The 24,045-nt window shown below is 65.0% G+C and carries 18 protein-coding genes and 4 pseudogenes; 12 read left to right on the top strand and 10 right to left on the bottom strand.

Annotated elements, in window-relative coordinates:
• Window positions 1-43 precede the first annotated feature (43 nt).
• Window positions 44-805: pseudogene (locus AB0M18_RS34865) on the top strand (IS5 family transposase); the annotation flags it as partial.
• 329 nt (window positions 806-1,134) lie between these two features.
• On the opposite strand, the gene AB0M18_RS34870 reads toward AB0M18_RS34865, so the two are convergent.
• Together AB0M18_RS34870 and AB0M18_RS34875 are read right to left on the bottom strand one after the other, a co-directional pair.
• Entirely contained in the window at window positions 1,135-1,836 is a 702-nt protein-coding gene (locus AB0M18_RS34870) for a hypothetical protein (RefSeq protein ID WP_365765213.1), read from the bottom strand.
• An 835-nt stretch (window positions 1,837-2,671) separates the two neighbouring features.
• Window positions 2,672-3,073 carry an IS3 family transposase gene (locus AB0M18_RS34875; protein WP_365765215.1) on the bottom strand — a complete coding sequence of 134 codons (402 nt, stop codon included), beginning with the start codon at window positions 3,071-3,073 and terminating at the stop codon, window positions 2,672-2,674.
• Window positions 3,074-3,645: 572 nt separating this feature from the next.
• Between AB0M18_RS34875 and AB0M18_RS34880 the strand changes: the two are divergent.
• Window positions 3,646-3,809 (top strand): annotated as a pseudogene (locus tag AB0M18_RS34880) (transposase); the annotation flags it as partial.
• A gap of 26 nt (window positions 3,810-3,835) precedes the next feature.
• Here the strand turns inward: AB0M18_RS34880 and AB0M18_RS34885 are convergent.
• Window positions 3,836-4,099 carry a hypothetical protein gene (locus AB0M18_RS34885; protein WP_365765217.1) on the bottom strand — a complete coding sequence of 88 codons (264 nt, stop codon included), beginning with the start codon at window positions 4,097-4,099 and terminating at the stop codon, window positions 3,836-3,838.
• Window positions 4,100-4,269: 170 nt separating this feature from the next.
• A pseudogene (locus AB0M18_RS34890) lies at window positions 4,270-4,479 on the bottom strand (zinc ribbon domain-containing protein); the annotation flags it as partial.
• A 241-nt stretch (window positions 4,480-4,720) separates the two neighbouring features.
• On the opposite strand from AB0M18_RS34890, the gene AB0M18_RS34895 reads away from it, so the two are divergent.
• Both AB0M18_RS34895 and AB0M18_RS34900 read left to right on the top strand, forming a co-directional pair.
• Window positions 4,721-5,407: a transposase family protein gene (locus AB0M18_RS34895; protein ID WP_365765219.1), complete on the top strand. Its 687-nt coding sequence runs from the start codon at window positions 4,721-4,723 to the stop codon at window positions 5,405-5,407.
• 183 nt (window positions 5,408-5,590) lie between these two features.
• Complete coding sequence (locus AB0M18_RS34900; protein WP_365765221.1) at window positions 5,591-6,286, top strand: tryptophan 2,3-dioxygenase family protein; 696 nt, start codon at window positions 5,591-5,593, stop codon at window positions 6,284-6,286.
• 57 nt (window positions 6,287-6,343) lie between these two features.
• Here the strand turns inward: AB0M18_RS34900 and AB0M18_RS34905 are convergent, their stop codons facing one another.
• Complete coding sequence (locus AB0M18_RS34905; RefSeq protein ID WP_365765223.1) at window positions 6,344-6,739, bottom strand: RidA family protein; 396 nt, start codon at window positions 6,737-6,739, stop codon at window positions 6,344-6,346.
• A 297-nt stretch (window positions 6,740-7,036) separates the two neighbouring features.
• On the opposite strand from AB0M18_RS34905, the gene AB0M18_RS34910 reads away from it, so the two are divergent.
• The 4 genes from AB0M18_RS34910 to AB0M18_RS34925 all read left to right on the top strand — a co-directional run bounded on the left by AB0M18_RS34910 (window position 7,037) and on the right by AB0M18_RS34925 (window position 12,169).
• Window positions 7,037-8,344, top strand: coding sequence for an aspartate aminotransferase family protein (locus tag AB0M18_RS34910; RefSeq protein WP_365765245.1), 1,308 nt, complete (start codon window positions 7,037-7,039; stop codon window positions 8,342-8,344).
• 50 nt (window positions 8,345-8,394) lie between these two features.
• On the top strand, window positions 8,395-9,816 hold the full coding sequence (gene iaaH / locus AB0M18_RS34915) for an indoleacetamide hydrolase (RefSeq protein WP_365765225.1): 1,422 nt from the start codon (window positions 8,395-8,397) through the stop codon (window positions 9,814-9,816).
• A 3-nt stretch (window positions 9,817-9,819) separates the two neighbouring features.
• Window positions 9,820-11,142 carry a pyridoxal phosphate-dependent aminotransferase gene (locus AB0M18_RS34920; protein ID WP_365765227.1) on the top strand — a complete coding sequence of 441 codons (1,323 nt, stop codon included), beginning with the start codon at window positions 9,820-9,822 and terminating at the stop codon, window positions 11,140-11,142.
• Window positions 11,143-12,022: 880 nt separating this feature from the next.
• Window positions 12,023-12,169, top strand: coding sequence for a helix-turn-helix domain-containing protein (locus AB0M18_RS34925; RefSeq protein WP_365765247.1), 147 nt, complete (start codon window positions 12,023-12,025; stop codon window positions 12,167-12,169).
• On the opposite strand, the gene AB0M18_RS34930 is transcribed toward AB0M18_RS34925, so the two are convergent.
• From AB0M18_RS34930 to AB0M18_RS34945, 4 genes and pseudogenes are all read right to left on the bottom strand, one after another.
• Window positions 12,102-12,899, bottom strand: coding sequence for a molybdopterin cofactor-binding domain-containing protein (locus AB0M18_RS34930; protein WP_365765229.1), 798 nt, complete (start codon window positions 12,897-12,899; stop codon window positions 12,102-12,104). The genes AB0M18_RS34925 and AB0M18_RS34930 overlap by 68 nt on opposite strands.
• Window positions 12,900-13,202: 303 nt before the next feature.
• Window positions 13,203-13,508 carry a transposase gene (locus AB0M18_RS34935; RefSeq protein WP_365765231.1) on the bottom strand — a complete coding sequence of 102 codons (306 nt, stop codon included), beginning with the start codon at window positions 13,506-13,508 and terminating at the stop codon, window positions 13,203-13,205.
• Window positions 13,509-14,710: 1,202 nt separating this feature from the next.
• Window positions 14,711-15,371 (bottom strand): annotated as a pseudogene (locus tag AB0M18_RS34940) (transposase family protein); the annotation flags it as partial.
• A gap of 135 nt (window positions 15,372-15,506) precedes the next feature.
• Window positions 15,507-15,830, bottom strand: a complete 324-nt coding sequence (locus tag AB0M18_RS34945) for a transposase (protein ID WP_365765233.1) — start codon at window positions 15,828-15,830, stop codon at window positions 15,507-15,509.
• A 369-nt stretch (window positions 15,831-16,199) separates the two neighbouring features.
• On the opposite strand from AB0M18_RS34945, the gene AB0M18_RS34950 reads away from it, so the two are divergent.
• The 4 genes from AB0M18_RS34950 to AB0M18_RS34965 all read left to right on the top strand — a co-directional run bounded on the left by AB0M18_RS34950 (window position 16,200) and on the right by AB0M18_RS34965 (window position 21,909).
• The gene (locus AB0M18_RS34950; protein WP_365765235.1) at window positions 16,200-16,334 is read left to right on the top strand and encodes a hypothetical protein; all 135 of its coding nucleotides are present in this window, start codon (window positions 16,200-16,202) and stop codon (window positions 16,332-16,334) included.
• A gap of 234 nt (window positions 16,335-16,568) precedes the next feature.
• Entirely contained in the window at window positions 16,569-19,073 is a 2,505-nt protein-coding gene (locus AB0M18_RS34955) for a RiPP maturation radical SAM C-methyltransferase (protein ID WP_365765237.1), read from the top strand.
• Window positions 19,074-19,140: 67 nt separating this feature from the next.
• Window positions 19,141-20,424, top strand: a complete 1,284-nt coding sequence (locus AB0M18_RS34960) for an ATP-grasp domain-containing protein (RefSeq protein WP_365765239.1) — start codon at window positions 19,141-19,143, stop codon at window positions 20,422-20,424.
• A gap of 234 nt (window positions 20,425-20,658) precedes the next feature.
• Window positions 20,659-21,909 (top strand): MFS transporter, encoded by a 1,251-nt coding sequence (locus tag AB0M18_RS34965; protein ID WP_365765241.1) that lies wholly within the window; start codon window positions 20,659-20,661, stop codon window positions 21,907-21,909.
• A gap of 48 nt (window positions 21,910-21,957) precedes the next feature.
• Here the strand turns inward: AB0M18_RS34965 and AB0M18_RS34970 are convergent, their stop codons facing one another.
• Window positions 21,958-23,670, bottom strand: a complete 1,713-nt coding sequence (locus tag AB0M18_RS34970; protein ID WP_365765243.1) for a DUF885 domain-containing protein — start codon at window positions 23,668-23,670, stop codon at window positions 21,958-21,960.
• Window positions 23,671-24,045: the final 375 nt, after the last annotated feature.

The raw sequence follows: 24,045 nt of genomic DNA on the forward strand, positions 1-24,045 counted from the left end.
CCGCGAAGCGGCCGGCCCCGCCCCGTCTTTCAGTGAGGGAACGTTGCCGCGCAGGCGCTGCTACCCCTCCGACACCTGGAACCACGAATGGGCCCTCATCGAACCGCTCTTGCCGACACCGGCCTGCGAGACCCCGGTCGGGGGCCACCCGGAGAAGCACCCCCGCCGGGAGATCGTCGACGCGATCCGCTACGTCGTCGACACCGGATGCAAGTGGCGGGCCCTGCACAAGGACTTCCCGCCCTGGCGCACGTGTTACGGGTTCATGGCCCGCTGGGCAGCCGCCGGCGTCATCGGACAGATCCGTGACCAGCTCCGCAAGCGGATCCGCCGCGAGATGGGCAAGGCGCCCGGCGCGGTCGCCACCGTCATCGACTCCCAGTCGGTCAAGGCCGCCGACACCGTCGGCAAGGACTCCCGCGGCTACGACGCCGGCAAGAAAATCAACGGCCGCAAGCGGCACCTGGTCGTGGACACCAAAGGCCTGCCGCTGTTCGTCATGGTCACCCCCGCCGACATGACCGTCCGCAACGCGGCCAAGCAAGTCCTGTTCCGGCTGCGACTCATGCACCCCGAGATCACCATCGCCTGGGCTGACTCCGCCTACGCCGGACAGCTCGTGACCTGGGCGAAGACCTACCTGAACCTGACGATCAAGACCGTCAGCCGCCCGAAGAACGTCCCCGGGTTCGTCGTCCTGCCCCGACGCTGGGTCGTCGAACGTACACACGCCTGGATCATGCACGCCCGCCGACACGCGCGCGACTACGAACGGCTCATCCAGCACTCGGAATCGCTCATCACCTAGGCCGCGATCACCCTCATGACCAGGAGAATCACCCGCCGAAGCTCCCGCAGGAGCGGACAGCCAGTCTCCCGCGAGGCCCACCGCGACTGATCATCCCGGCACTGACGGCCAGCAGTGCCACCAAGAGCTCACCGAGCCGGGATCGCGGCCCTGAGCGCCACTCTCCCACCGCCGCCGAAGCCTGTCAGCGACTTCTGGCTGGACCCAGGTTGTACAGCGGGCCGAAGTCGATGGTCGCCGGCCGCGATGGCCCGTGAGGACTACGTCCCAGGCCGCAGCGCGCCTGCGCCTCGGGATGCTCCCGGGGCCATCAGCCTGACAGCGGCTTACGGCTCGAACGGGATTCCGTCGGATTCGATGCACTCGAAAGATGCAGCAACATTCACCGGAACCGTCTGCCGGTTCAGAATGTGCAGCGTGACGACATCGGGATTTGTGTCAGTCGTGAGCTCCCTGGCCCACTCCTGCCAGGAGTTTCCTGATGCGTCAAGTACCCGAATGGTGCGATAGTCGGCGACGGGGAAATCTTGGGGGCACGGAATATACTGGACCGTATACTTTCCCGTGTGGCCGTCGAGCCTGGAAGCGGGTTCGAGGGTTATGGCCCTCGTTACCGTAGTCTTCCTTCGATTGTCACACTTATGCGTCACCGTGACCTTCCCGGTGTCAGTGCGACTGTCGTTTCTGGCGATGATTCTGTATTCTATCCGTCCTGGGTTGTAGTAGTCGAACCCAGCCGAAACGGAAGAGCTAGATGTCGTCAGCGAGCCGAACGTGATCACCCCACCACGTGAGCAGGTAAAGTAGACCGGAATGAGTGAGTTAGGAGGGATATACGCCTCCTTGGTCTCGCTGTAGATCGGCGACGTGGCACTTGGCTCATCGGAAGGATCTGATTGCGCGACAGCAGGACCCGCCGCTACGGCGGTAGCCATCAATAGACTTACCATCGCAACGCTGAACCATTTATTGATCGGTGGCCTCATAGCCATCACCTCTCTCGAGAGTCGCCCTCGGTTGAGCAGCATGAACTCTCTTTAAGAGATGCCCCCGAAAGCTTCTGCACATGAGTAAATCTCACCCAGGAGCGGATTTGAGTGCCATTACCCAGGTGAATCTTGCTCCGTTCCGAACAGAACGGAGCAAGATTCACGGCGTGGTCCGGCGGCCGGCCGATGCCCAGCCGCTGCCGCGACGCTCAGCGCGTCGGCCATCCCACTGGGGATCGCGGGGACGGACGGAGGAGTCCGGCATCAGCGCGGCCACTGAGTGCCGTCGGAGATCACAGTCCCGCACAGCCTCCCGCGGGGCACTGTGGTCGTTCTGAAGCACCACGTCCACGCAGCCCGAGCCACCTCAGCCGACGATCTCGCCCACGACACCCGCAGCTTCCTGCGCCGACGCCAGAAACAGCCCCCACGCCGTCTGCGGCTACTTCGCCGCCCGCGACATTCGCTACACGATCCAGTGGGAAACACGACAGTTCCGGCCCAATAGGCCGGGGATCAGAAACAGGTTCTTACGAGCCGTTGCCTGTCACCCGATCCATACCGTTCGTCGTGGGTCGTTCCGGTCATTCGTAGGATCGGAGCACCCAGGGGTGCTGGGTATGGCTGTCACCCGATAGCCGATGATGTGGCTTCCACTGATGGGCCGCCCGGCACTCCGCGACGACTCGGCCGCTCATTGGGATACGCGAACTGAATCGCTCGTATGGATGCGTCGGCGCCGTCGTCTGCTGGTACACAACACCACGTCGGAGGAAGATCGGTGCCGGAATTGTGGGGGGCCGGACGCGGGGAAGACCGAGCACCGCTGCACGGTCATCGAAGCCCTTCGAAAACGCTTTCCAACTCACACCAACTACGCGGCACAAGCCTCATAACCCATGTCCAAGATTCGAGGGCAAGGCCCGTCGGCCATGGCCCAGCCGATCACCTCCCGCGTTCGCGAGATCGATACGGGTGGCCAGGTAGGTCTTTCCCTCGGCAGTGACCAGCTCGGCATGTCGCCGACCAGCCGCATCCCCGGCCGCGGCGCGGTGAAGTCCCGCTCGATCAGGTCGACGGCGAACATCACCCGCCTCGCCTGCCGGGTCAGCCCACGCCGCCGGCGCCGGATGATCCCGGTGATGCGGTGCTCGCGCATCAGCCGCACGATCTTCTTCTCGTTGATCACCCGACCCGCCCGCCGCAGCGCGGCGTGGATACGCGGAGCGCCGTAGGCGCCGCGCGAGGCAGCGCGCAACACTCGGATCTCCACCACGAGTTCGGCCTCCGCGCTCTGCCTCAGCCGCCGGGCAGACCGGGAGGCCGTCCAGGCGTAGTACGCCGAACGGGACCTTCAACACCCGGCACAGGAACGCCACCGGACAGCCGTCCGGGTTGGTCTCGGATACCTTCTCCGCGTCGATGAACGTGCAGCGCGCGGCTACTTCGTCTTCTGCTGCGCGAAGAAGGCTGTCGCTTCCAGTATCAAGCTATCCAGGTCATAGGGGGTGCCTCAGTAGTGTCCGTACGTAGAGTGATGGTGGGGTGGCGGCCTTGATGCCAGGCGCGGGACCAAGGCCGCCGGAGGGGCGCGGCCCCGCCATGGGATGGGAGACGGAACCTGTGCAAGCGCGCCGCTCGTCCCAACACCAGCACCACCGCTCCCGTCACCCACATTCACCCACCCGGACCCAAGCCAGGGCACCGGTTCGACGGCGGGATACGACTGCGGGCTGCCTGCAGCGCGGTTCCCGCTGGAGCTGGACAGAAGCCGCTACAGTCCCCGGCGAGGTAGTGAACTTCCGGTCGAACGCACCCCTCCGCCACCACACGTCCGAATACGGCCGCCACATCCTCGCCTGCCTGAGCCTTGCTCCCAAACCTCGTGGCACCGGTACCGGACGTCCACCCGGCGCCAAGAACCACCACCGGGCACCCTGCTACGACGTCGGGAAACCGTCAAACGCCCCCGAGACCTCAAGGCCATCGGAAAGCCCGGAAGATCTTCGTAGAACAAGCTGAGACGTGGAGTCCCTGCTTACTGCCTGGCGGCTGCGACAAACGCTTTCTTGTAGACGCGGCTCAGGTGAAGGCGCTCGTCGATCTGTGGGAGGTCGAGACCATCGAACTGTGGGTCGTTCTCCAGAGTCGGCCAGGCGCTGTGGAACCATGCGTCGTCAGCAACATCCATCAATTCGTCAGTGTGCATGCCGACGACGTCATCCTCGGTGCTTACTCCGTCAGCTCGGCCCAATTTGCGCACGTAGGCCTTCAGTGTGTCATCAGACATTGGACTCGTCACCGGTCAGACTCCTTCTGTACGGGCTTTTTTACACCCTGGATCGAGACAGAACGTGCACGATGGGCGTTGTCCTGCCGCGGGGGCCATGTCACTTGCCCCGGCCCTAAAGTACCGGGCTTGGAGGTAGTGCCCAACTGGCTGCTGGGTTGGCTCCTCCGTCCCTGCCACCCCTATGGGGTGGCAGGGACGCGTGACTCACGCACCGCATTCCACACGGTCTCGCCACGAGTGGCAATGTTGTGGTAAGCATTCCGATCGGCGTGTGCGACGACCCCGCACCCCCGGCAGATAAAAAGCCCCTGGTCGACACGGTTGCGCGAGTCGACGTGGCCGCAATCGGCGCAAGTCTGCGACATATACGCGGGATTGACGAAGACCAGGAGGCCTATTCACGGGGTTCTTTTCGATCATGAAGATGGCCCTGCTCGGTATCCTGATGTCTGCGACAACATCAGGTCTCTACTGGGGCAGGGCCATTGGGCTGGAACGTTACGACAGGGCGGACGCCGATCAACTTGATGCGCTGGTGGCACGGGTTCATCGAGAGCTCGTGGAGAGTCCGGACTCGCCGGTGGTACCGGGGCGGATGTGGGCGCTGGGGTTGTACAAGTCGGTGGTTTGGTGCTGTTTCTGCTGCGGCAGAACCCCGTGCAGGAGGTGGCCGCCGAACTGTTCGGCGTTTCCCAGTCCACCGTCTCCAGGCGGTGGATGGCGCTGCTGCCGGTGGTGGAGAAGGACCTGGCCGGCCATGTTCCTGATCCCGCCGAGGTCTCTGCCGGCCGGATCATCCTGGCGGACAGCACCCTGGTCACGACATGGAACCGGAGAAGTGAGGGCGCCAGGCTGTTCTCCGGCAAGCATCGTGACACCGGCTTCAACCTGCAGGTTGCCGCCACGCTCGCCGGGGACCTGCGCGCGGTCTCCGCCCCGGTGCCCGACTCCCGCCACGACATGCACGCCTGGCATCAATCCTCCTTCCCCAGAGCCTTCGCCGAGCGCGAGGGCATCGGCGATGTGGGCTACGTCGGCTCCGGCCTCATCACACCACGGCGCAAACCGCCCGGCCAGGAGCGATCCGCAGGAGACGAAGCGGCCAACCGCTCGCTCAACACGCTCCGAGCCGCCGTCGAACGGGCCATCGCACACCTGAAGGACTGGAAGATCGTCGCAACCCGTTCGGCGGACGTCGGCACCCGATTCCCCGACATCGTCAAGGCCGTCACCGCCCTCGACTTCCACAAAACAGGCTGGCGAAACCCCGCGAATAGGCCTCGCGGCGATGTCCACTCCGGCGATGAAAACTTGTGAGTATCAATTACTCATTAAGGGAGTGGGCCGTAGTGGCACGCTGGATAACTGGACTCGGCCAGATGTCTTTAAGCGCAGGGACAGCACTTGCCGCAAATTACGACCGCAAGGAGATGTATCAACCTCTTCTTCCGAGACGGAATATTCAGATCGACGAATATCACTCCATTATGGTGAACCGATATGGAAGAGACAGATTACATCCGGTACCTGAGGCTTCCCGAACTGCTTTCGTTGCAGCACCCGTTATCGCCGGTGAGAGAGGTCAGGACTCGCACATCCGAACACTTCTTTATCATCGTGCATCAAGCGTCCGAGATCTGGCTCTGTCAGGTGCTTTTGGATCTCCGGCTGGCCATTGACATTCTCGACTCGGATAACGGCGATGACGTGGACGGCTTGGGCGCTGCTCGGCGACATCTCCGGCGGGCAGTAACGGGTATCTCAATGCTGACGGAGCACGTTGCGGCACTCGAGGCTCTTCCCGCAGAGGATTTTACTGCTTTCCGATCGAGATTGGGTTCGGCAAGCGGCGTTCAATCTCCCCAGTTCCGTGACCTTTTCCGCATAATGGGCCTGACTCAACATTCGAGTCCGCTCCTGGCTGCATTTCTGCGAACTGCCGCGCTGCACGGCCTGACAATTGATCGACTGTGGGGTGATCGTGAGCGTGGCCATGTCTGGCATGTGCAAAGCTTGGCTGAGGAAATGATCGAGCTAGCTTCGGCCACATGGCGTTGGCAGGCCGCCCATCTCGAAGTAGTCACCCGGCTTCTGGGCGATACCTCCGGTACGGGCGGTACCTCGGGCGCCGAGTTTCTGCGAAGTCGACTCCGCCTTGCCTTTCCGGAATTGCGCGCCGCATATGATCGCGTGTGAGGAATCAGCAGGGCCGGCGGCACGTCAGGGCGACCCGAACTGCTCCTCGACAGTGAGTCAAGCTGCAGCGGTGGCTTCGAGCTCGACGAGCAGCTCTGGATAGGCAAGCCGATGCACACCGATCAGAGTAAGGGCGGGGCGGCAGGCTCCTGTCTCCAACCGGTCGCGCAGATCGTCCCAGATGGCGAGCATGGCGTCGGGATCGGTGCTGTAGCAGGTGAGTCGGACGACGTGTGCCATGGAGAGGTCTGCTGCGCTGAGGACCGTCTGCAGGTTGTCAAAGGATTGATGGAGCTGGGCGCGCAGGTCACCCGGGTGGACGGGGTGACCGTCCGGGTCGGTCGACGCCTGCCCGGTGCACCACAGTATGCGCTGCGCGCTCGTGACCTCGCAGGCTTGTGCGAAGCCGAACTGCTCTTGCCAAGTCCACGGACTGACAGGTCTGCGTTCCATACCGCCATCTCATACCATCAACGTAGAACGGGCAACTCGCGGCTGTCGGCCGCGCGGCGTGGTGCTGTGGGTTTCTGGGTTATCCGTGCCGTGGATTGCCTGCTGCTCCTGAGAAAGTTCTGTGTATCGGTGGCGGCTTAAGCAACGTACGGGTCGAGGCGACATATCGAATTAGAACTTTTGGCCCCTGAGAGGTTCGCAGGAAGAACGGAGAGAACAATCATGGATCTGGAAGTCGAGGTGACCAGAAGATACCGGGATAGGACTGCTGGTTCGGCGGAGCGATATGACCGAGCGATGCGGTGGCTTCCTGGAGGGGACACTCGGACCATCAACTATTACTCACCGTACCCGGTGGTCATGGACCGCGGTCAGGGGTGCATGGTCTCTGACGTCGATGGCAACGAGTACATCGATTTCTTGAACAACTACAGCGCCCTGATCCACGGTCATGCTCATCCCGGCGTGACGGCGGCCATCAGCAGGCAGGCTGAGCGTGGCACCGTGCTCGGGGCGCCGTCGGTAGTCCAGGCCGAGCATGCCCGTGCCGTAAGCGAGCGCGTTCGGTCTGTCACTCAAGTCAGATACTGCAATTCCGGTACAGAGGCGACTCTGTTCGCGATCCGCGCCGCTCGGGCGTTTACCGGCAAGGACCTCATCGTGAAGGTCGATGGCGGTTACCACGGGACCCATGACGTGGTGGAGGTGAATATGTTCGCCTCCGGGCAGGGGAAAAAGCAGGCAGGACTTCCTGACAGCTTCCCGCCCGTGGACATCCCCCATGGCGTACCGGCACAGACCGCGTCGCAGGTCTTGGTCATTCCTTTCAATGACGCTGCAGCGGCCGCATATGTGCTCGAGCGGTACCACCACGAGATAGCTGCGCTCATTGTCGAGCCGATGCTTGCAGCCGGCGGCGGGATCGCGCCCCACGACGGATACCTGCACACGCTTCGCGAGCTGACCCGCAAGCACGGGGTGCTGCTCATCTTCGACGAGGTTGCCACCTTCCGGCTCGGGCCAATGCAGAACATCCTCGGCATTGAGCCGGACCTGACCGCACTCGGAAAGATTATCGGCGGCGGCCTTCCGATTGGCGCCTTCGGCGGGCGCCAGGAGATCATGATGCAGTTCGACCCCGGCAGTGACAATCCCCTGTACCACTCGGGGACCTTCTGCGGAAACGACGTGACCCTAGCCGCTGGTGTTGCAGCACTGGAGCATTACGGTGACCAGGAGGTCTCCAGGCTCAACGGCCTGGGGGAACTGCTGCTGAAAAGCATGACCGCAGCGGCCAGGGACGAGGGCGTCAAGGGAACAGCTGCCGGGGTGGGCTCTTATGGGCATTTCCATTGGGGAGAAGGCCCGCTTCGCAATGCCGCTGATGTCCACTCCCGGAGCCAGAACCTGGGAATGCTGCCAGCCTTGTTCCATCTGGAGATGATGAACCAAGGTGTCTTTATGTCACGGCGTAGCCTGTTCTGCTTGTCCACTCCCATGTCCGTCCAGCACATCGACGCGTTTCTCGAGGCATTCAGCAGCACGCTGCGCATGCTGCGTCCCTACATCGCCAAGACCCACCCGAACCTGCTGCTGTCCGACTAGAACATAAACCGGACGCGGCTCACCGCAATGCGTGACGGCAGGGAGTTGCCATGGACTGCACTGACTGGACGCTCCAAGAAGCGGCCACCATGCTGGCCCGGCGAGAGCTGACCGCTGCGGAATACGCAGAACGTCTGCTGCGGCGCGGAGACGAGCATGGCTACCTGAACGCCTTCATCTCACAGCCCGGATCAGCCGTGCTCGAAGCGGCGATGGACGCCGATGCCCGGATGCGGAGGGGCGAGGAGCCCGGTCCTCTGCATGGTGTGCCGCTCGCTGTCAAGGACAACATCGACACGGCCGGCCTGCCGACCACCGGCGGGACACCCGCGCTGCGCGGCCACCGCCCCCGGCGGGATGCCGCCGTGGTGCGCCGCCTGCGACGAGCTGGTGCCATTGTGCTGGGCAAGACCAACTTGCACGAGCTGGCATACGGCGTCACCAGCGACAACGGGTTCTTCGGCCCGGTACGCAACCCCTATGACAGCACACGCATCGCCGGTGGAAGCAGCGGCGGCACCGCAGCAGCGGTGAGCGCACGGCTTGCCGCGGCCGGTTTGGGAACGGACACCGGGGGCTCGGTGCGCATCCCGGCCGCCTTGTGCGGCGTTGCGGGGCTGCGTCCCTCCATGGGCCGGTACGACCAGTGCGGGCTCCTGGCCATCTCCCCCACCCGGGATACTGCCGGGCCGATCGCCCGGGCCGTGGGTGACCTCGCTCTCCTCGACAGGATTCTGGCAGACCAGCCGGCTTCCATGGCCGCGCCTCTGCCCTCCCCGTTGCGCATCGGTATTCCGCGGTTTCCTTTCTACCGCCTTTTAGACAGGGCGACGGCGCGAGTCGTGGAGGACAGGCTGATGCAGCTTCAGGCGTCGGGGGCAAAGCTGGTAGAGGCGGACCTGCCTCGCCGGGTCGAGGAGCTTACTGCTCTGGCTGGATTTCCCATAGTTTTTCACGAGACGCCAGTGGCTCTGCGTCGCTACCTGAACGCTAGCGACTGCCCGGTAACGCTGGAGGATCTGGTGGACGAGGTAGCCAGTCCGGATGTCAAGGATCTGCTGGAATTTCTACTGGGTGAGGGCGCGGTCGGACCGGCTGCTTACGGCACCGCACTCCGCGTGTACCGGCCTGAGCTGCAACAACACCTCTCGGATTACTTCACGGAGCACGACGTCGCAGCCATCGCCTTCCCGACCACCCCGATCACGGCATGCAGCCTCGGCCACACCACAATGGTGTCGGTCAATGACGAAAGAATGTCAGCCTTTGCGGCCTATATCCGCAATACCAATCTGGCCAGCGTCATCGGGTGGGCGGGACTGAGCGTGCCAGCCGGCCTGGACGAACAGGGCCTGCCGGTAGGGCTCGAACTCGATGGTCCTCCAGGCAGTGAACCGGTCCTGTTGGCCATCGGCCAGCACTGCGAGCAGCTGTGGGGACGGCTGCCCGCGCCCGGAGAAAGGACAACATAGGCGATGGAATTCACCGACGTGCTCAGTGCGCCCGACCTGCCCACGCGTTTTTCCGAGGTACGCCTCGTCCACGACTACCTGGACGCGGGCTCACCCGGCGGGGCCCCGATCTACCTCAGCCTCGGTGAAACCTGGAGCCAGGCAGCACCAGGACTGACCCAGTGTCTCGCCTCACCGCTTCCACAGCACAGCCACGGATACGTGGTCTCCCAGTACGGCCTGCCTCGCCTGCAGCGCATCCTGCGCAGCTACATCCCACGTACTCACGGGCTACCGGACAAGGTCCGGCCCGGGGTGGACTTCGAAGTTGCTGTGGCCTGTGGGGGGACCCGAAATACGATGTCCGACTTTGCCCGCCTGCTGAACCCCCGTGAAGGGACCCGGTTCCCCTCCCACCAGCCCCCCGTGGCGCTGCTGTTCTCCCCAAGCTGGGACTACGCAACCGTGTTCGCGGCCGCGGGATACGACATACAGCACCTGCCGCTGTCCCCCACGGACTCCCACCCAAGCCTGGACCACCTGCGCGAAGCATTCGACCGGCTGGGCCCCTCACGCGGGCCGGCACCAACCGTCCTGGTGATCAACGCCCAGCACAACCCCACCGCCATCAACTGGCGACCACAAGACGTCCGCACCATGATCCGCATGGCGATCACAGCGCGGGCGGCAATCCTTGTGGACGACGCCTACTTCGCCGTCCACAATCCCGACGTAGAACCAACCAGCGCGCTGCGCATCCTTCTGGAGGAGGCAGCTGACAGCTCGCCCGAGCTGCCGCCCTGGCTGGCAGTGCGCTCCATGGGCAAGCAGTTCAACTGCAACGGATGGGGCATCGGGGCGGCCACAGGCCCTCCGGCAGTGATCGACGAACTGATGAACACCGTCCAGTTCGAACGCTCATTCATAGCAGCCGTACCTCTCCAGGAGGCCATGAGCTCCTGGCTGGAAGACCCGGAATCCGACGCGTACCTCATCGCCGCGGGACAGGAGTACGCCAACAAGAGAAAACACGTGGCGCAATTCCTCTCAGACCGCCTCGGCTACCCTCAAGACTCGTACCAGCCTGGTGAATGCACCAGCTACCTGCGATTCCAGGTACCCCCGCGCTACCTGCACCAGCCCGACGGAGCTGCCCACTTCAGAACCAGCTGCTTCCAAAAAACCGGCGTCCTGCTAAGCCTGGACCCCGGAAACCTCGACAACATGCCCGGCTCCACCCTGCACATCAAACCTCATGTGCGTATGTTCATCGGACCGCCACTTCCGATCGTGGCCGAAGCCCTGAATCGACTTGAGAACGCCGGCATCCACTACGATGAATCATGAAAACTGAGGTTCCCTGAGGCCCTCGCTCCTGTACCTCACATCCAGAGCACCTCCATAGTCTTCCTCCGGGACGCGAGGGGCTATGGCTTTATTCACGTTCAACAACAGCGTTTTCCAGGCCGCCTGTACAGCAATGCTGATCAGCCCGGGGCGATCCCGTTTGCGGGATACTCGGCGGCTTCCCGCGCGGCCGGACCCGCCGAGTGTGTTCGTAGCCACCGTGATCGCGCCCGGAGAGCGTCGACCTTCGCCGGACTACCGCCCTGGGTCACCCGGGCCGGACCGGCCGCCCGCTGGACGAGCCACCACACCCGCGGCGCCCCTGGGCTGGACCTGTGGCCTGGACTCGCCGGGGCGCCGCGCCGACGCGGAGCCGACGGGCGTCGCGCTCGTACGATGCAGGCCTGCCGTACGCGCGAAAGTCTCTGTGGAGACCGCCCATCGTGCGGCGTAGCATTATTTCCATGTATGGTTTTCCAAGTGATCTGCTGAATTTACAGTCAGAGCTGCATCGAGTTCGCGCGGCGCATAGGGCGCTGTGTCGCTCCTTTCCCTTGCCCGCTACCCCATTGGACGGATATGAGTACATACAGATTTGGCAGCAGTGGCGTTCTCCAGAATCTCCGGGATACAGCGCGAAGCGCATCGAGGAGGAGAATCGCCTGCGAAAGGCAATTTGTGAGCTGTCTTCCGCGATATGGGCGCATCCATATTGGGCGACTCTGTCGGGCCGAGAACGTGTCCACAGACGGATAGCCCTGTCACGATTTGGTACTGCTCTTTGACGTCGCGTTTGATGATCTTGGTCATGTGCAACATACCAGGCGTATGGGGGTGAACTCGCAGGCTGTTGAGCCCAGTCGAGCTGGAGCGGCGGCGCATGCGGGCGGCGGATTTATTCGAACAAGGGATGCGGCAGGGCAAGGTCGCTCAGGCTCTCGGGGTGACGCCGCAGGCGGTCAGTCTGTGGCGGCGGGCCTGGACCGAGGGCGGTCGGGAGGCTCTGCTGCGTCGAAGCCCTCGCTGAAGCCGGCGTTCTTGATGCCCACGGCGTAGACGACGCCGCGCACGATGCCCTCGCCGTGGGAGGTGTTGGACAGCGCGCCCGGGACATCCGGCAAATCGAGGTGGTCCGTGTCCAGCGGGGTCAGCGGCAGGTCCTTGACCCGGCGCAGCAGGTCCGCGACCGGCGCTGGGGCATCGATCGGCTGGCCGGTGGGCATGACCGATCCCTGCTCGACGGCGTTGAGCTGACGCAGCGTGACTGGGTCCATGCCCAGCTCGGCCGGCGAGCTTGTCCATCTGCGCCTCGTAGGCGAAGCAGGCCTGAACCGCGCCGCAGGACGGGTCGTTGCTGTAGAGCCGACGGCGTTCATCTCGACATTGGGCACGACGTAGGGGCCCATGCCAAGTGAGGCGGCGTTGCCGACGACGGCCGACGAGGAGGAGGCGTAGGCGCCGCCGTCCAGGACGATGCGAGCCTCGCAGTAAACGAGCCTGACGTCCCGGGGCGCACCGTGTTCGTAGGTCAACGTGGCCGGATGGCGGTGGACATGGCCGAAGAAGGACTCCTCGCGAGAGTAAACGATCTTGACGGGCCCGTCCGGTGTGCTGGGCCAGCAGACAGGCGTGGATCTGCATGGAGAGGCCCTCGCGCCCGCCGAATGCCCTGCCGACTCCGGCGAGAGTGAAAGGCGGACCTTGTCCTCGGGTAGGCCGAGCACCGGGGCGATCTGCTGCCGATCCACATGCAGCACCAGGGCGTCGGTGGCACCGTCGCGTGTTCTTCGGCAGCCAATGCGACCAGCTCTCCGAACTCAGCAGGCGCCACCCGAGCCCTGGGCGAAGGCCATCGCCACCCTGAAATCCTGCCCCCACGGAAGCTGCGACGCAGGACGCGCGTGATCAACGTCGTCCGAGCGTCCTCACATGGCATCTGACCTGCTCCAACTCGGACGAAAAGGGGTGTATTGATCAGAAACTCATGGGGTTCACTCGTCGAGGACGTAGCGGACGTGCCGGCCGCCGAAGTATCCGCGGACGATGTGCGGCTGGCGTTGTCAGCGGTGGAAGAACCTGCGGGTTTCGGCGGCGAGTTCGGTCTGGTCCCTGGCCTGGTGGGTGTGGGGCAGGCTGCGTTTGAGGTCGGCGTTGACGAGCTCGTCGGGGTTCACCTCCGGTGAGTACGAGGACAGGAAGTGCAGCTCGATCTGCTCCTTGTGGTCGGCGAGCCAGGTCCGGACGGTCTTCGAGCGGTGGGCCGAGTGCCGGTCGACGATCAGGTGGATCTTGCGGTCGAAGCGCCCGACGAGCCGGTCAAGGAAACGGCACATGACCTTCGCGTCGAACGAATCAGTGAAGACCATGAAGTGCATCCGGCCCTTGTGCCGATCGCGGACATCGCGTTCGCGGAGAACCGGTTCCCGGTGCGGCGGACGACCGGCGTCCGCCCCTGCGCACCCCAGGCGCGGCCGGTGACCTGGTCCGAGCGCACCCCGACCTGGTCGCCGAAGAGAACTTCACCCCGGCCTTCGCCCAGGCCGGGATCGCAGGCCAGGTCTCCTCGTGCCAGACGCGGACCGCTTCCGCGTCCTGCTCGACGGCGCCGCTTGTCCAGACGCTGGAACGTCAGTGCTCGTGGTGGCGGGCGACCACCCGTCCACCAGGAGCCTCGCCATTCGGCAGAGCGATCCAACAAGCGGCCAGCCCCTTCAGGTTGGAAAGAATCCCGGCCTATCGAGTAGCGCTCGACACCGAGCATGTGTATGTAACGGTCCCCCTCACCCGTTCCATCTCCTTATTCTTGTACGACACTTCTGCACTGTTGGGAATTCGAGTCCGATTGTAAGCAATGGAGTACCTAACCGTCGCAGGCGCCTCCACACTCATGGTTCCCATGATCGGCCGAGCGCTCGGACATTCAAAAGTACTCACGTCATAATACCCCAAAGGGCCCGGCGAAGCATAGAATTCTCCCGTTAAGGTAATTTGTGGGGGGCCGCACTTGTATACAGCAGTGACGCTTCCGTAGTTGCCGTCGTCGTGACTCGTCCATACCCGCATCGCGTTCCTAGGTGCATAATTCTGGTTCACGTAATACTCGAACTGGGCAGACACGTTGGAGCTCGATGAAATGTTGTAGCCCACGATGGATTGGTATACGGGGCACGAGAAGTAAACAGACTGGATTCCACTACGGGGCGCCAGATTGACCGTCCGCGTGTACTCCACGTCGTTCGGCTCGGAGGCAGCGGCCTGCCCCACCAGGGCGAGTGCACCAGAAACCAGAACTGCGCCCAGCACGCTTCCGGCCTTCATGAAGATTCTGTTCATGACCACACTATCCCGATCTTTGATTCTCCACCCCCGGGCGGGGCGCATGATTGGCATTTCACGATCCAGCGCTTTCTCCGCCCCATGAATGAGTAAGTCATACTTCGTTTGAGAATTAGGGGCTAATTACCTATACCCGGCGGCAGTCTTGAATGAGCGATGAAGTGACTCTCGCAAGATCAGGGAGCCTTTTTCGCGTGTAGATCATGAGGGTGAGGATCGCGGCAGCCGCTGACGTGAGCCTGTTCGGACTGATGCGGGTATGCCGGAAGATCCGCCACTGCTTGGTCCGGGAGAGGGTCCGCTCGTCGGGAGCGCGCGGTGCCGCGTGGACCCTGTTCGGAGCTTTGTGCTTGTTGTGCAGGTCGGTTCCGGGCGGTCGTTTGATCGGGGTGATCACAGTGCCCCCGGCTCCTTGGTATCCCTTGTCCGCCAGAACCTGAGGCTCCAGTCGCGTGCAGGTATCGACGATGGCGTGCTCGCGTGTGGCCGTCACATCGTGGGTGCCGCCCGGAAGGGCGGGCGACATCCACGGCAGCTTGCCGTCCTCCGCGGCAATGACCTGCAGGCCCCTCGCGGCGAACCTCGCCGGAGAAGTACCCCGGCGCCTGGACGCGGTCGGTCTTCGCAGACGGTGCCGTCCAGTGGCACCTAGCCATCCGCGTGATGACTGGTGAGCGCCTCGGTCAACGGCGGCGCATGTTCCTCGAGTTGCCCGATCGTGCGGTTCACGTACCGCCAGGCCGTGGCCGTACTGACGCCGAAGCCCGCGCGATCTGTTCGAGGGTGTCATGCTCGCCCGGGTAGACCAGGGCGCATCGGGCCCGGTCGTATGGACGCAGCCCGCAGCGCCGGCCGGCTTCGCAGGACACGATCACGATCGTGACCAGTTCCATGAGCTCCAGCTCGGCATCGCATCCGGCAGGATAGGAAAACACGGGGCATCTCCGCGATTGAAGGTTACGTTTGGCGACTCTCCAAACCAGCGGGATACCCCGTTCGGCACGCCTTCGTCACCACATCGCCGACGCTCACCACCGGCCCTGCAAGCGGAAAAGGCTCCGGGTACCCGTCGCTAAGAAAGCCGTCGCACGCTTGAGGACCTCCACGTCCTCCCGCAGCCTGCGGTTCTCATGCCGCAGCACGAGTTCCTCACGTTCGCCGCTCTTCAGGCCGTCGCGTTCACCGGCGTCGACCTGGGCCTGGCGGACCCAGTCGCGGACCGCGGTCTCCGTCAGGCCGAAGTCCCTGGCGACCTGACCAACCGATCGGTCGCCTCGTCGGCACAGCTCGACGATCTCCGCCTTGAACCCGGGCGTGAACGAGCGGCGAGGGCGCGGCTTCTTCTTCCTCATGCTCTCCATGATGAAGATCATCCTTCCGAGGCCGAAGCCTCTGATCTCAGATGTCCGTCAAAGCGGATCAAGCTCACTACCAGCGACGCCTCCCACGGCAGACATGACAGCCAGCATCAACGACACTTCAGAATGCGGATTACGGCTGGAGCACTGAGTACCGAATACTCATGTCGCGATTGTCCGTATATTGTTTCATGTGAATAGCCATCTGTCTGTAGGGTGGTCGGCAAAGTCGCCCCTTATCGGGCTCGCCGATTTCATGGCCATGGGCATGCCAGTCGGTCGGTCGACTGGTTGGTTATATGGACCTCATTCGGTGGCGCTCTTCGGAAGAAACTACTTTTTGGAGGCTCTGCAATGGACAACGTGGAACTGGATGTCATGGTAGAGGCCCAGCTTGCTCCCGGAATGTGTGCAAGTTCGTACGTCTACGAGGGGGGTAAGCCGATTCTGACGGGCGAGCAGGAAGGCGAGTCCTACCTGGACTGGTACGACAACTGATTCCCGCCGTCGCAGCCGGGCGTTTCAGGGCCTGTGCCTGACGGCCCGGAGCGGACGGCGGGGCAGTGGGGCCGGAAACTCCGGGCTGCGGGACGGGCTGAGCCGAGGCCGCAGGCGAGCAGGTGAAGCTCCTGGCGGTGGGGGTCCTGGCGGCACCCACCTGCCAGGGGCTTTATCGGTTTCACGGCCGTCCCCCTGCCGGGTCCCGCGCACGCGAGTAGGGAGATTTCTGACATGAAGGTGCTCCTGGTCAATGCGCCGTGGGCGGAGCTTGAGCGCCCGTCACTGGCTCTTGGAATCCTGAAGAGCTGTGCGGAGCAGACCGTTCCCGGGACGGCCGTCGACGTACTCAACCTGAATCTCGACTATGTGGACTGGATCACCCGGCGAGTAGCGGTCGAACTGCGGGACTACAATTTCATCGCTCTTGACGGATATTTCCAAGGGTACGGGGACTGGGTCTTCTCGTCGGCCCTCTACGATGACCCGCGCTGGAGGGTCGAGGAATTCCGGGCTCTGCACGCCGACTCGTTCTCCGAGTCGAAGCTCGCTATGATCGTGAAGATGCATTCCCTGTCCGGTGAATTTGCCGAGGAAGCGGCCCGGAGGATCGCCGGCAATTACCCGGACGTGGTCGGCTTCACGTCGACGTTCCAGCAGAACACGGCCGCACTCGCCATCGCCAAGCGCGTCAAGTCCCTGAGCCCGAAGAGTCGCGTGGTATTCGGTGGGGCGAACTGCGATGGCGTGCAGGGGGCCGCGTTGCACCGGAATTTTCCGTTCGTAGACTTCGTCGTGCGTGGCGAGGGGGAGCGTGTCTTTCCGGAACTGATCAGCCGGCTGGCTGATCGCCGATCCGATTTCGCTGATATTGACGGCCTGTGCTGGAGGGGCGACAGCAGTCGGCACCAGGTGAACCCAATGGCTTCTCGGCCGCTCGCTGCCGATAAGATTGTTGAACCCGAGTTCGGCGACTTTTACGAGCGGCTGCGCATGTCGGCCGCGGCACGCTGGGTCGACCCGAAACTGGTTGTCGAGGGTGCGCGAGGATGCTGGTGGGGCGAGAAGCACCATTGCACTTTCTGCGGGCTCAACGGCACGTTCATGGAGTTCCGGAGCAAGTCCCCCGCCGGGCTCCTCGACTGGATCGTCGGGCTGGCCGAGCGCTATCGGATCCTGGACTTCGTTGCGGTGGACAACATCCTGGACCCCGGGTACTTCCGTACGCTGCTGCCGGCTCTGGCCGAGGCCGGATTCGACATCAGGATGCACTGCGAGGTCAAGTCGAATCTCAGGATCGACCAGCTCAGGATTCTGCGGAACGCGGGAATCGTGAGCATACAGCCGGGCATCGAGAACCTTGCCACGAACCCGCTTCGGCTGATGGACAAGGGCGTCTCCGGCTGCCAGAACGTCCGCGTCCTGCGAGACGCCGCCTCCGTCGGTCTGACGGTGAACTGGAATTACCTGTACGGCTTCCCCGGGGAGACCGAACTCGACTACACCGACGCGATCCGGCAGTTTCCGGCCCTGCACCACCTGCCGCCCGTGGCGAGCCTGTTCACGCGGATCTCGCTGGAACGGTTCAGCCCCTACTTCGACCGGCCCGACCTCGGCTTCGAGGAACGCAGACCGGACCAGCAGTACGAGCTCATCTACGATCTCCCCCCGGACGAACTCGCCGACCTGGCATACCTGTTCAGTACCGCGGAACAGGGAATCGGCGGCGAGACGGAACAGCTCCTGGGCCGGTCACTGGCCAAGTGGCAGGCCGCGCATCCCACCAGCCGCCTCGACTTCTGGGACCTCGGACCGGAGATCGTCCTGGAGAACAGCCGTGACCATTTCGACTGGTCCGTGCTTCGCCTAGAGGACCCGGTCGAAGTGGCTGCCTTCCGTCTGCTCACCCAGCCGCGAACCGCGGCCTCGCTGGCCACGAGACTCGGCGGGCTGGTCCCCGGGCGGGACGACGTCGATGTCGGCCGACTGCTCGCCAGGTGGGTCGAACTCGGTCTCGTGTACACGGACACGGGACGATACGTCCATGTCGCGACCGGGCACGACCCCGGTGCGTGCGCCCCGGAGAACTCCGCGGCACCCACCGGCGCGGCGAGCCGGAGAGCAGACGCTTCCTTGACCCTGTGGCGTACCCGCCCACAGACACACGCCGGATGGATGACGGATGCGGAGGTGCCGCGCCATTCGGTTCGGAGCGCGGAGGACTGGCACCGCGACGGTGTCCACCTAGTCAGGTTCGCCCACCCGGTGGACCTCGTCGACGGGGACGCAGCACAGAACGTCGCAAGCCTTTGCCTGATCAGGGAACTCACCGGCCAAGGGCTCGCCGTCGAGTGGACCCTGAAGGCGGCCCCCGAGTTCCGGTGGCAAGACCTGGGCCATCTGCATCCGCCGACCCGGCTCGACGGTGTCGTCGAGGCCCAGGCCGCCCTCCGCAGGTGGACGGACGATTTCCACCGGTGCCGGCTCTTCCACCGCCGAGGGCCTGGGTTCGTCCAGATCAGGGACCACCGGTTCGACGGACTCCGCCGTCTCACCCTGCCTGGCGGGGAGGCAGCAGACCTCATAGCACGTCTCGAGGACGGCATGCCGATCGCCGGCCTCCCCGATCATCTCGTGGCCAGCCTCACCGGCGCCCGGCTCATCGGTACGGTCGGCGACCTCGCCTGGTGGCTGCCGTACCGGGTCCAGCACTGGCCGACTCCGGCCATGAGCGTATGACCTACCCCGACGAACACATCCCGATCGCGACTCCCGCAAGCCAGATCATGCCGACCTGGAGGTTTGTATGAATCTCTCACCCGAAAACCCGCCCCATCTGCTGGTCCTCGCCTCGACCGGCGCACAGAACGCCTGCCGGATAGCCCCGAGCCTCGCCGGCCTGTGCCGAACCACCTGGCTATACCTCGAAGGCGTCGACCACCTCTCCGTCCGCCCCCTCGAACCGCTGCCGCAGGACATCGGCCGAATGTGCCCGGCGGCCTCGGACCGGGAAGCACTGGAGATCGCGCTGACAATCCACGAAACCGATCCGTTCGACGGCCTCATGCTCTTCACCGAATACTCCCTTCGTCTAGCTGCCCAAATCGCAGAGAGCACCGGAATCAGATACAACTCGACAGCGACCGTGGAGCGCTTGCTGAACAAGTTCCTGCAACGTGAGGCGCTCGCAGCCGCCGGTATTCCCGTCCCGGGGTACTGCGCCGTCAATTCGGCGGACGACCTCGCCGAAGCGGCCGCAGCCGTCGGCTTTCCAGCAGTCCTCAAGCCGGTCCGCGGCGACGGCAGCTGGCTCGTGCGGCGGGTCGATTCCATGGCGGACCTTTCGGCCGCCTGGGCGGCGGTGCTCGACTTCGCCGCCGCGGCGTCCGAGCGCGACCGGATCAACCTCGCTGCCGGCACGGACCAGCCCTACATGATCCTCGAGCAGCTGATCGCGGGCAGCAACTGGCACGGAGACGACAGGTACGGCGACTACGTCACCGTGGAATCCGCCGTGTACCGCGGCGAGATCCAGCACCTGGTGATCTCCGACAAGTTCCCCCTCGACACGTCCTTCCGCCAGCGCGGCAGCCTCCAGCCGTCGGCGCTGCCCGGTCACCGGCAGGGCGAGCTGCGTGACATGACGTCCGCAGCCATCACCGCCCTGGGGATAACAGAGGGCATGGTGAACACCGAGCTGAAGCTCACACCGGCGGGAGCCAGGATCATCGAGGTGAACGGGCGGGCCGGCGGAGGGCTGCAGAAACTGATGGCCATCGGAGCCGACTACGACCTCTTCTCGGAATACGCGCACGCGGCCCTCGGGATACGCCCCATGGCTCCGCCCCGGTACGGGCGCCGGGCGGCGATGATGTGCCCGTGCCTGGACCTGGAGACAGCCCGGAAGCCCTATCAGGTCAGCCTTCGGAATGGCTTCCGCGAGCGGAAGGGCGTGAAGAGCGTCCTCGTCCCGGAGCCGGTTCCCGGGCGCAACCACGCGTTGGTCGGCTTCGCGACCGGAGACGACGCTGAGGCCCTCCACGAACACTGGCAGGCCCTCGAACGAGCACTCGTCGTCGAACCGGCCTGACCGCACGGACCGCGGGCCGGTACTTTCGGCGGGCCTGTCTACGGTCATGGACCGCGACCGGGTCCTCCGGAGCCCCGCCAGGGTGAGTGGACGGAACGGCTCGCCACCGGTGGAGTCCGGTCCCGCCGCGCGATCCCGAACCTCCCCGACCCGAACCGCCCCGAACCCGACAGGGATGCCTTGACCGAAGACGCCGCTGCTCCCGGTGGGACATCCGTCGGCGGGAGCGAGCACATGACAGGAGCCCGGCGGAAGCGGTACCTCCGGCGGCTCCAGGCCGTGTGCGCCCTGCGCGCCCTGGCGACCGGGCTCACCGCACCGTACCTGTTCGTCTACCTCACCCAAGTGCGGCACCTCGATACCGCCGTGGCCACTGTCCTGTTCACGGTCCAGGCTCTGTCCGCTCTGGGCACGCTCCCGCTCGCCGGGCGGTGGGCGGACACCCGCGGTCGCCGCCACCTCCTGGCACCGGCGGGCACAGGCATCGCCGCCGTGGCCACCGCGGTCCTCCCCTTCACCACCACCACCCAGGCGACCCTGGCCACGGCCGCCGTGCTGAGCATAGGTCTCGCCGCCTCCCAACCCGCCGAGTCGATGATGCTGGCACGGTGCACCACCGCACGGAACCGCTCCCTCGCCTACGCCGCCCAGTTCTGGCTGAAGAACCTCGGCACGGGAGCAGGTGCCGTCATCGGTGGCCTGACAGCTGACGCCGCACATCCGTCCACGTTCACCCTGCTTTTCGGTCTCAACGCGGTCCTGATGCTGCTCCTCGCGATGGTCCTCACCACCGTCCGACCACCCCCTGTCGCCGGCCGGGTGGTGCATGGGAGGCCTCCTGGTCCGAGCTTCCGCCGCCTCCTGGGACACCGCCCGATCAGGCACGTCCTGCTGCTCAGCGCGGTCACCAGTTTCACCTGCTACGGCCAGTTCGAGTCCGGGCTGGTCGCCTACGCCACCGAGATCCACCAGATCACTCCCGGAACCCTGGGCGCCGGGATCATGGCCAACACCGCGGTGATCGGGCTCGGCCAGTTCGGAATCGCCAGGCTCGTGGAACGACACCGCCGCCACCACGTCCTCGCCCTTGTCGGCCTGGTCTGGCTTCTGGCGTGGACCGTTGTCTGGGCGGGAGGCCTCCTGCGCCGCAACGTGCCGCTCGCGGCGACGAGCATCGTCATCGCCTACGCGCTGCTCGGGGTTGGCGAAATGCTGCTGGCGCCCGCCATGGGTCCCCTCCCGGCCGAGCTGGCCCCGGCCCGGATGCTGGGGTGCAGCACCGCCGCGTTCGCCATGGTCGGACAGGTCGCGATCGCAGCCGGCCCCGCGTTCGCCGGAGTCCTGATCGGGGCGCGGCTGCACGGGCAGTACCTGGCCGCCCTCGTCGGGTGCACCGTGCTGATCACCGCGCTCGGCTGGCGGTCGCACCACGAGCTCACTCCGGCGCAGAATCGTATGACTGCTTCCGAGCCCGCCGACCGGTGACCCGCCGGATGGCCGGGCGGCGTGCGGGTCGTGAGCGACACCGCCCGCTCAGAGCGTGGAGAGCTCCGCGACCAGGTCGTCGAGGCCGAGCGAACCCTGCGACAACGCGGCCATGTGCCAGGCCTTGAGGTCGAACTTCTTGCCGCGGGACTCGGCGGCCGCCCGGGCGGCGGCGCGGCCGGTCAGCCAAGCACGCTCGCCGAGCTTGTAGCCGATGGCCTGGCCCGGGATACCGAGGTAGCGAACCAGCTCGCTGTCCAGGAAGTCGGCGGACAGTCCGCAGTACCGGCCGAAGAACTCCCGGGCGCCGTCGGGCAGCATCGCCTCGCCCGGCCTGAACGGCGAGTCCGCCGGGAAGTCGAGGCCGGCGTGCATGCCGATGTCGACGATGACCCGCAGCACCCGCATCATCTGCCCGTTCAGGTAGCCGAGCCGGTGACCGGGGTCGGTGAGGTAGCCGAGCTCGTCCATCAGGCGCTCCGCGTAAAGCGCCCAGCCCTCCACATTAGCGCTGACGCTGCCGAGGGTGACCTGGTAGGTCGAGAGCCGGTCGGCGAGGTACGTCCACTGCGCGAGCTGCAGGTGGTGGCCGGGGACGCCCTCGTGGTACCAGGTCGAGACGAGCCCCCAGACCGGGAAGGATGACCGGCCCAGCGTCGGTAGCCAGGTGCGGCCGGGACGGGAGAAGTCGAGCGAGGGCTGGGTGTAGTAGGGCGCTGCGGCACTGCCGACCGGGGCAAGCCGTGACTCGACCTTCAGCAGCGGCCCGGCGAGGTCGAAGTGGGTGCCCCGCAGGTCGTTGATGGCCTGGTCCATCAGGCCCTGGAGGTAGTCGCGGGCGTTCTCCTCGCCCTTGATCGCCGGGCCGTCGGTCTCGAGCCAGTGCATGGCCTCCATCGGGGTCGTGCCCGGCAGCACCTTCTGGGCCTCGGCGCGCATCTGGGCGTCCAGGTCGTGGAACTGCTCCCAGGCCCATGCATAGGCCTCGTCGAGGTCGAGGGAAGCGCCCGTCCAGTAGCGGACGCAGCGGGTGTAGCGCTCGCGGCCGACGGTATCCGGCGTGGCGGCGGCGGCCGGGCCGTAGACGTCGCGAAGCCAGTGGCGCAGGGCGGCCAGCGCGTCGGAGGCGGCGACGGCGGTGGCGGTCAGACCCTCGCGCAGAGGATCGGGGGCGTCCTGGACGAAGCTGCCGAACCAGCCGCCGGGGGTGTCGCCTCCCAGCCACTCACCGATCTGGCTGACCACGGTGGTCACCTGGCGGGGGCCGGACAGCAGGCCGCGCTCGATGCCCTCGGTCAGGGTGGCGCGGTACTGGTCGAGCGCGGCGGGCACCCGGACGAGGCGGCGGCCGATCAGCTCCCACTCCTGCTCGGTTCCGGCTGGCATGAGCGTGAACGCCTCGCGCACGTTGTGCACCGGTGAGTGGACATTGCGCACCGCGCGGTACTCCTCGCCCGCGTCGTGTAGGGCGAGTTCTGCCGTGAGCCGCTCGCGGAGCAGGCGGGCGCAGCGCCGTTCGGCCTCGTCGTCGGCCGCGCCGGCGGCCTCCGCGGCGTCGAGGTCGGCGAGTGTGGAGCGGGCGAGATCGGCGAGCGCCGCCCGTCCGGCCGGTGAGAGGTCGGTGATGCGGTCGTCGTCCGGGTTGAGGCCGAGGTACACCGCGGTCAGAGGATCGAGGTCGGCGAGGGCGTGGACGTAGGAGTCGGCGATACCGTGCGGGGTGGGGCCGTCTACAGCGGGAGTGATCGGTTCTTGGACCATTCGGCCATCATGTCGCAGCATCAGGCGATTTCAGGGCAAGGCCCTGGAGTTCGTCTGTCGCGGTTTTCAGTCCGATGGTTTGGCGGGGACAGAATGCGGCGGCCGCCGGGCCGGGCTGCCGGACGATGATTCGAACTGATCCAGAGTCAGGCGTGCTGCCAGTTACGCCATCCCGCAATGCGTGCGGGCCCGGCCAGACGGAATTGGGAGCATCCGGGGGGTTTCTCTATGTCCTTTGTCAAGGACGTGTTATCGGGTATGAGGCCGTTTGTGATGGTCTTGCGGTCCTACCTTGTTCGTGGGTTGGACGGGCCGTCGTAAGGTCCAGAGGCCCAGAGACACCGGGTATGGCTTTCATGCGGTTGCCCTCGATGG

Source organism: Streptomyces sp. NPDC051909 (assembly GCF_040681095.1).
Classification (GTDB): Bacteria; Actinomycetota; Actinomycetes; order Streptomycetales; family Streptomycetaceae; genus Streptomyces.

Coding starts and splice junctions, on each gene's coding strand:
- AB0M18_RS34900 (WP_365765221.1), top strand. CDS start 5,591: ATGGAAGAGACAGATTACATCCGGTACCTGAGGCTTCCCGAACTGCTT.
- AB0M18_RS34965 (WP_365765241.1), top strand. CDS start 20,659: ATGACAGGAGCCCGGCGGAAGCGGTACCTCCGGCGGCTCCAGGCCGTG.
- AB0M18_RS34905 (WP_365765223.1), bottom strand. CDS start 6,739: ATGGAACGCAGACCTGTCAGTCCGTGGACTTGGCAAGAGCAGTTCGGC.
- AB0M18_RS34920 (WP_365765227.1), top strand. CDS start 9,820: ATGGAATTCACCGACGTGCTCAGTGCGCCCGACCTGCCCACGCGTTTT.
- AB0M18_RS34960 (WP_365765239.1), top strand. CDS start 19,141: ATGAATCTCTCACCCGAAAACCCGCCCCATCTGCTGGTCCTCGCCTCG.
- AB0M18_RS34945 (WP_365765233.1), bottom strand. CDS start 15,830: ATGAGGAAGAAGAAGCCGCGCCCTCGCCGCTCGTTCACGCCCGGGTTC.
- AB0M18_RS34970 (WP_365765243.1), bottom strand. CDS start 23,670: ATGGTCCAAGAACCGATCACTCCCGCTGTAGACGGCCCCACCCCGCAC.
- AB0M18_RS34870 (WP_365765213.1), bottom strand. CDS start 1,836: ATGCTGCTCAACCGAGGGCGACTCTCGAGAGAGGTGATGGCTATGAGG.
- AB0M18_RS34935 (WP_365765231.1), bottom strand. CDS start 13,508: ATGGTCTTCACTGATTCGTTCGACGCGAAGGTCATGTGCCGTTTCCTT.
- AB0M18_RS34910 (WP_365765245.1), top strand. CDS start 7,037: ATGCGGTGGCTTCCTGGAGGGGACACTCGGACCATCAACTATTACTCA.
- AB0M18_RS34955 (WP_365765237.1), top strand. CDS start 16,569: ATGAAGGTGCTCCTGGTCAATGCGCCGTGGGCGGAGCTTGAGCGCCCG.
- AB0M18_RS34925 (WP_365765247.1), top strand. CDS start 12,023: ATGCGGGCGGCGGATTTATTCGAACAAGGGATGCGGCAGGGCAAGGTC.
- iaaH (WP_365765225.1), top strand. CDS start 8,395: ATGGACTGCACTGACTGGACGCTCCAAGAAGCGGCCACCATGCTGGCC.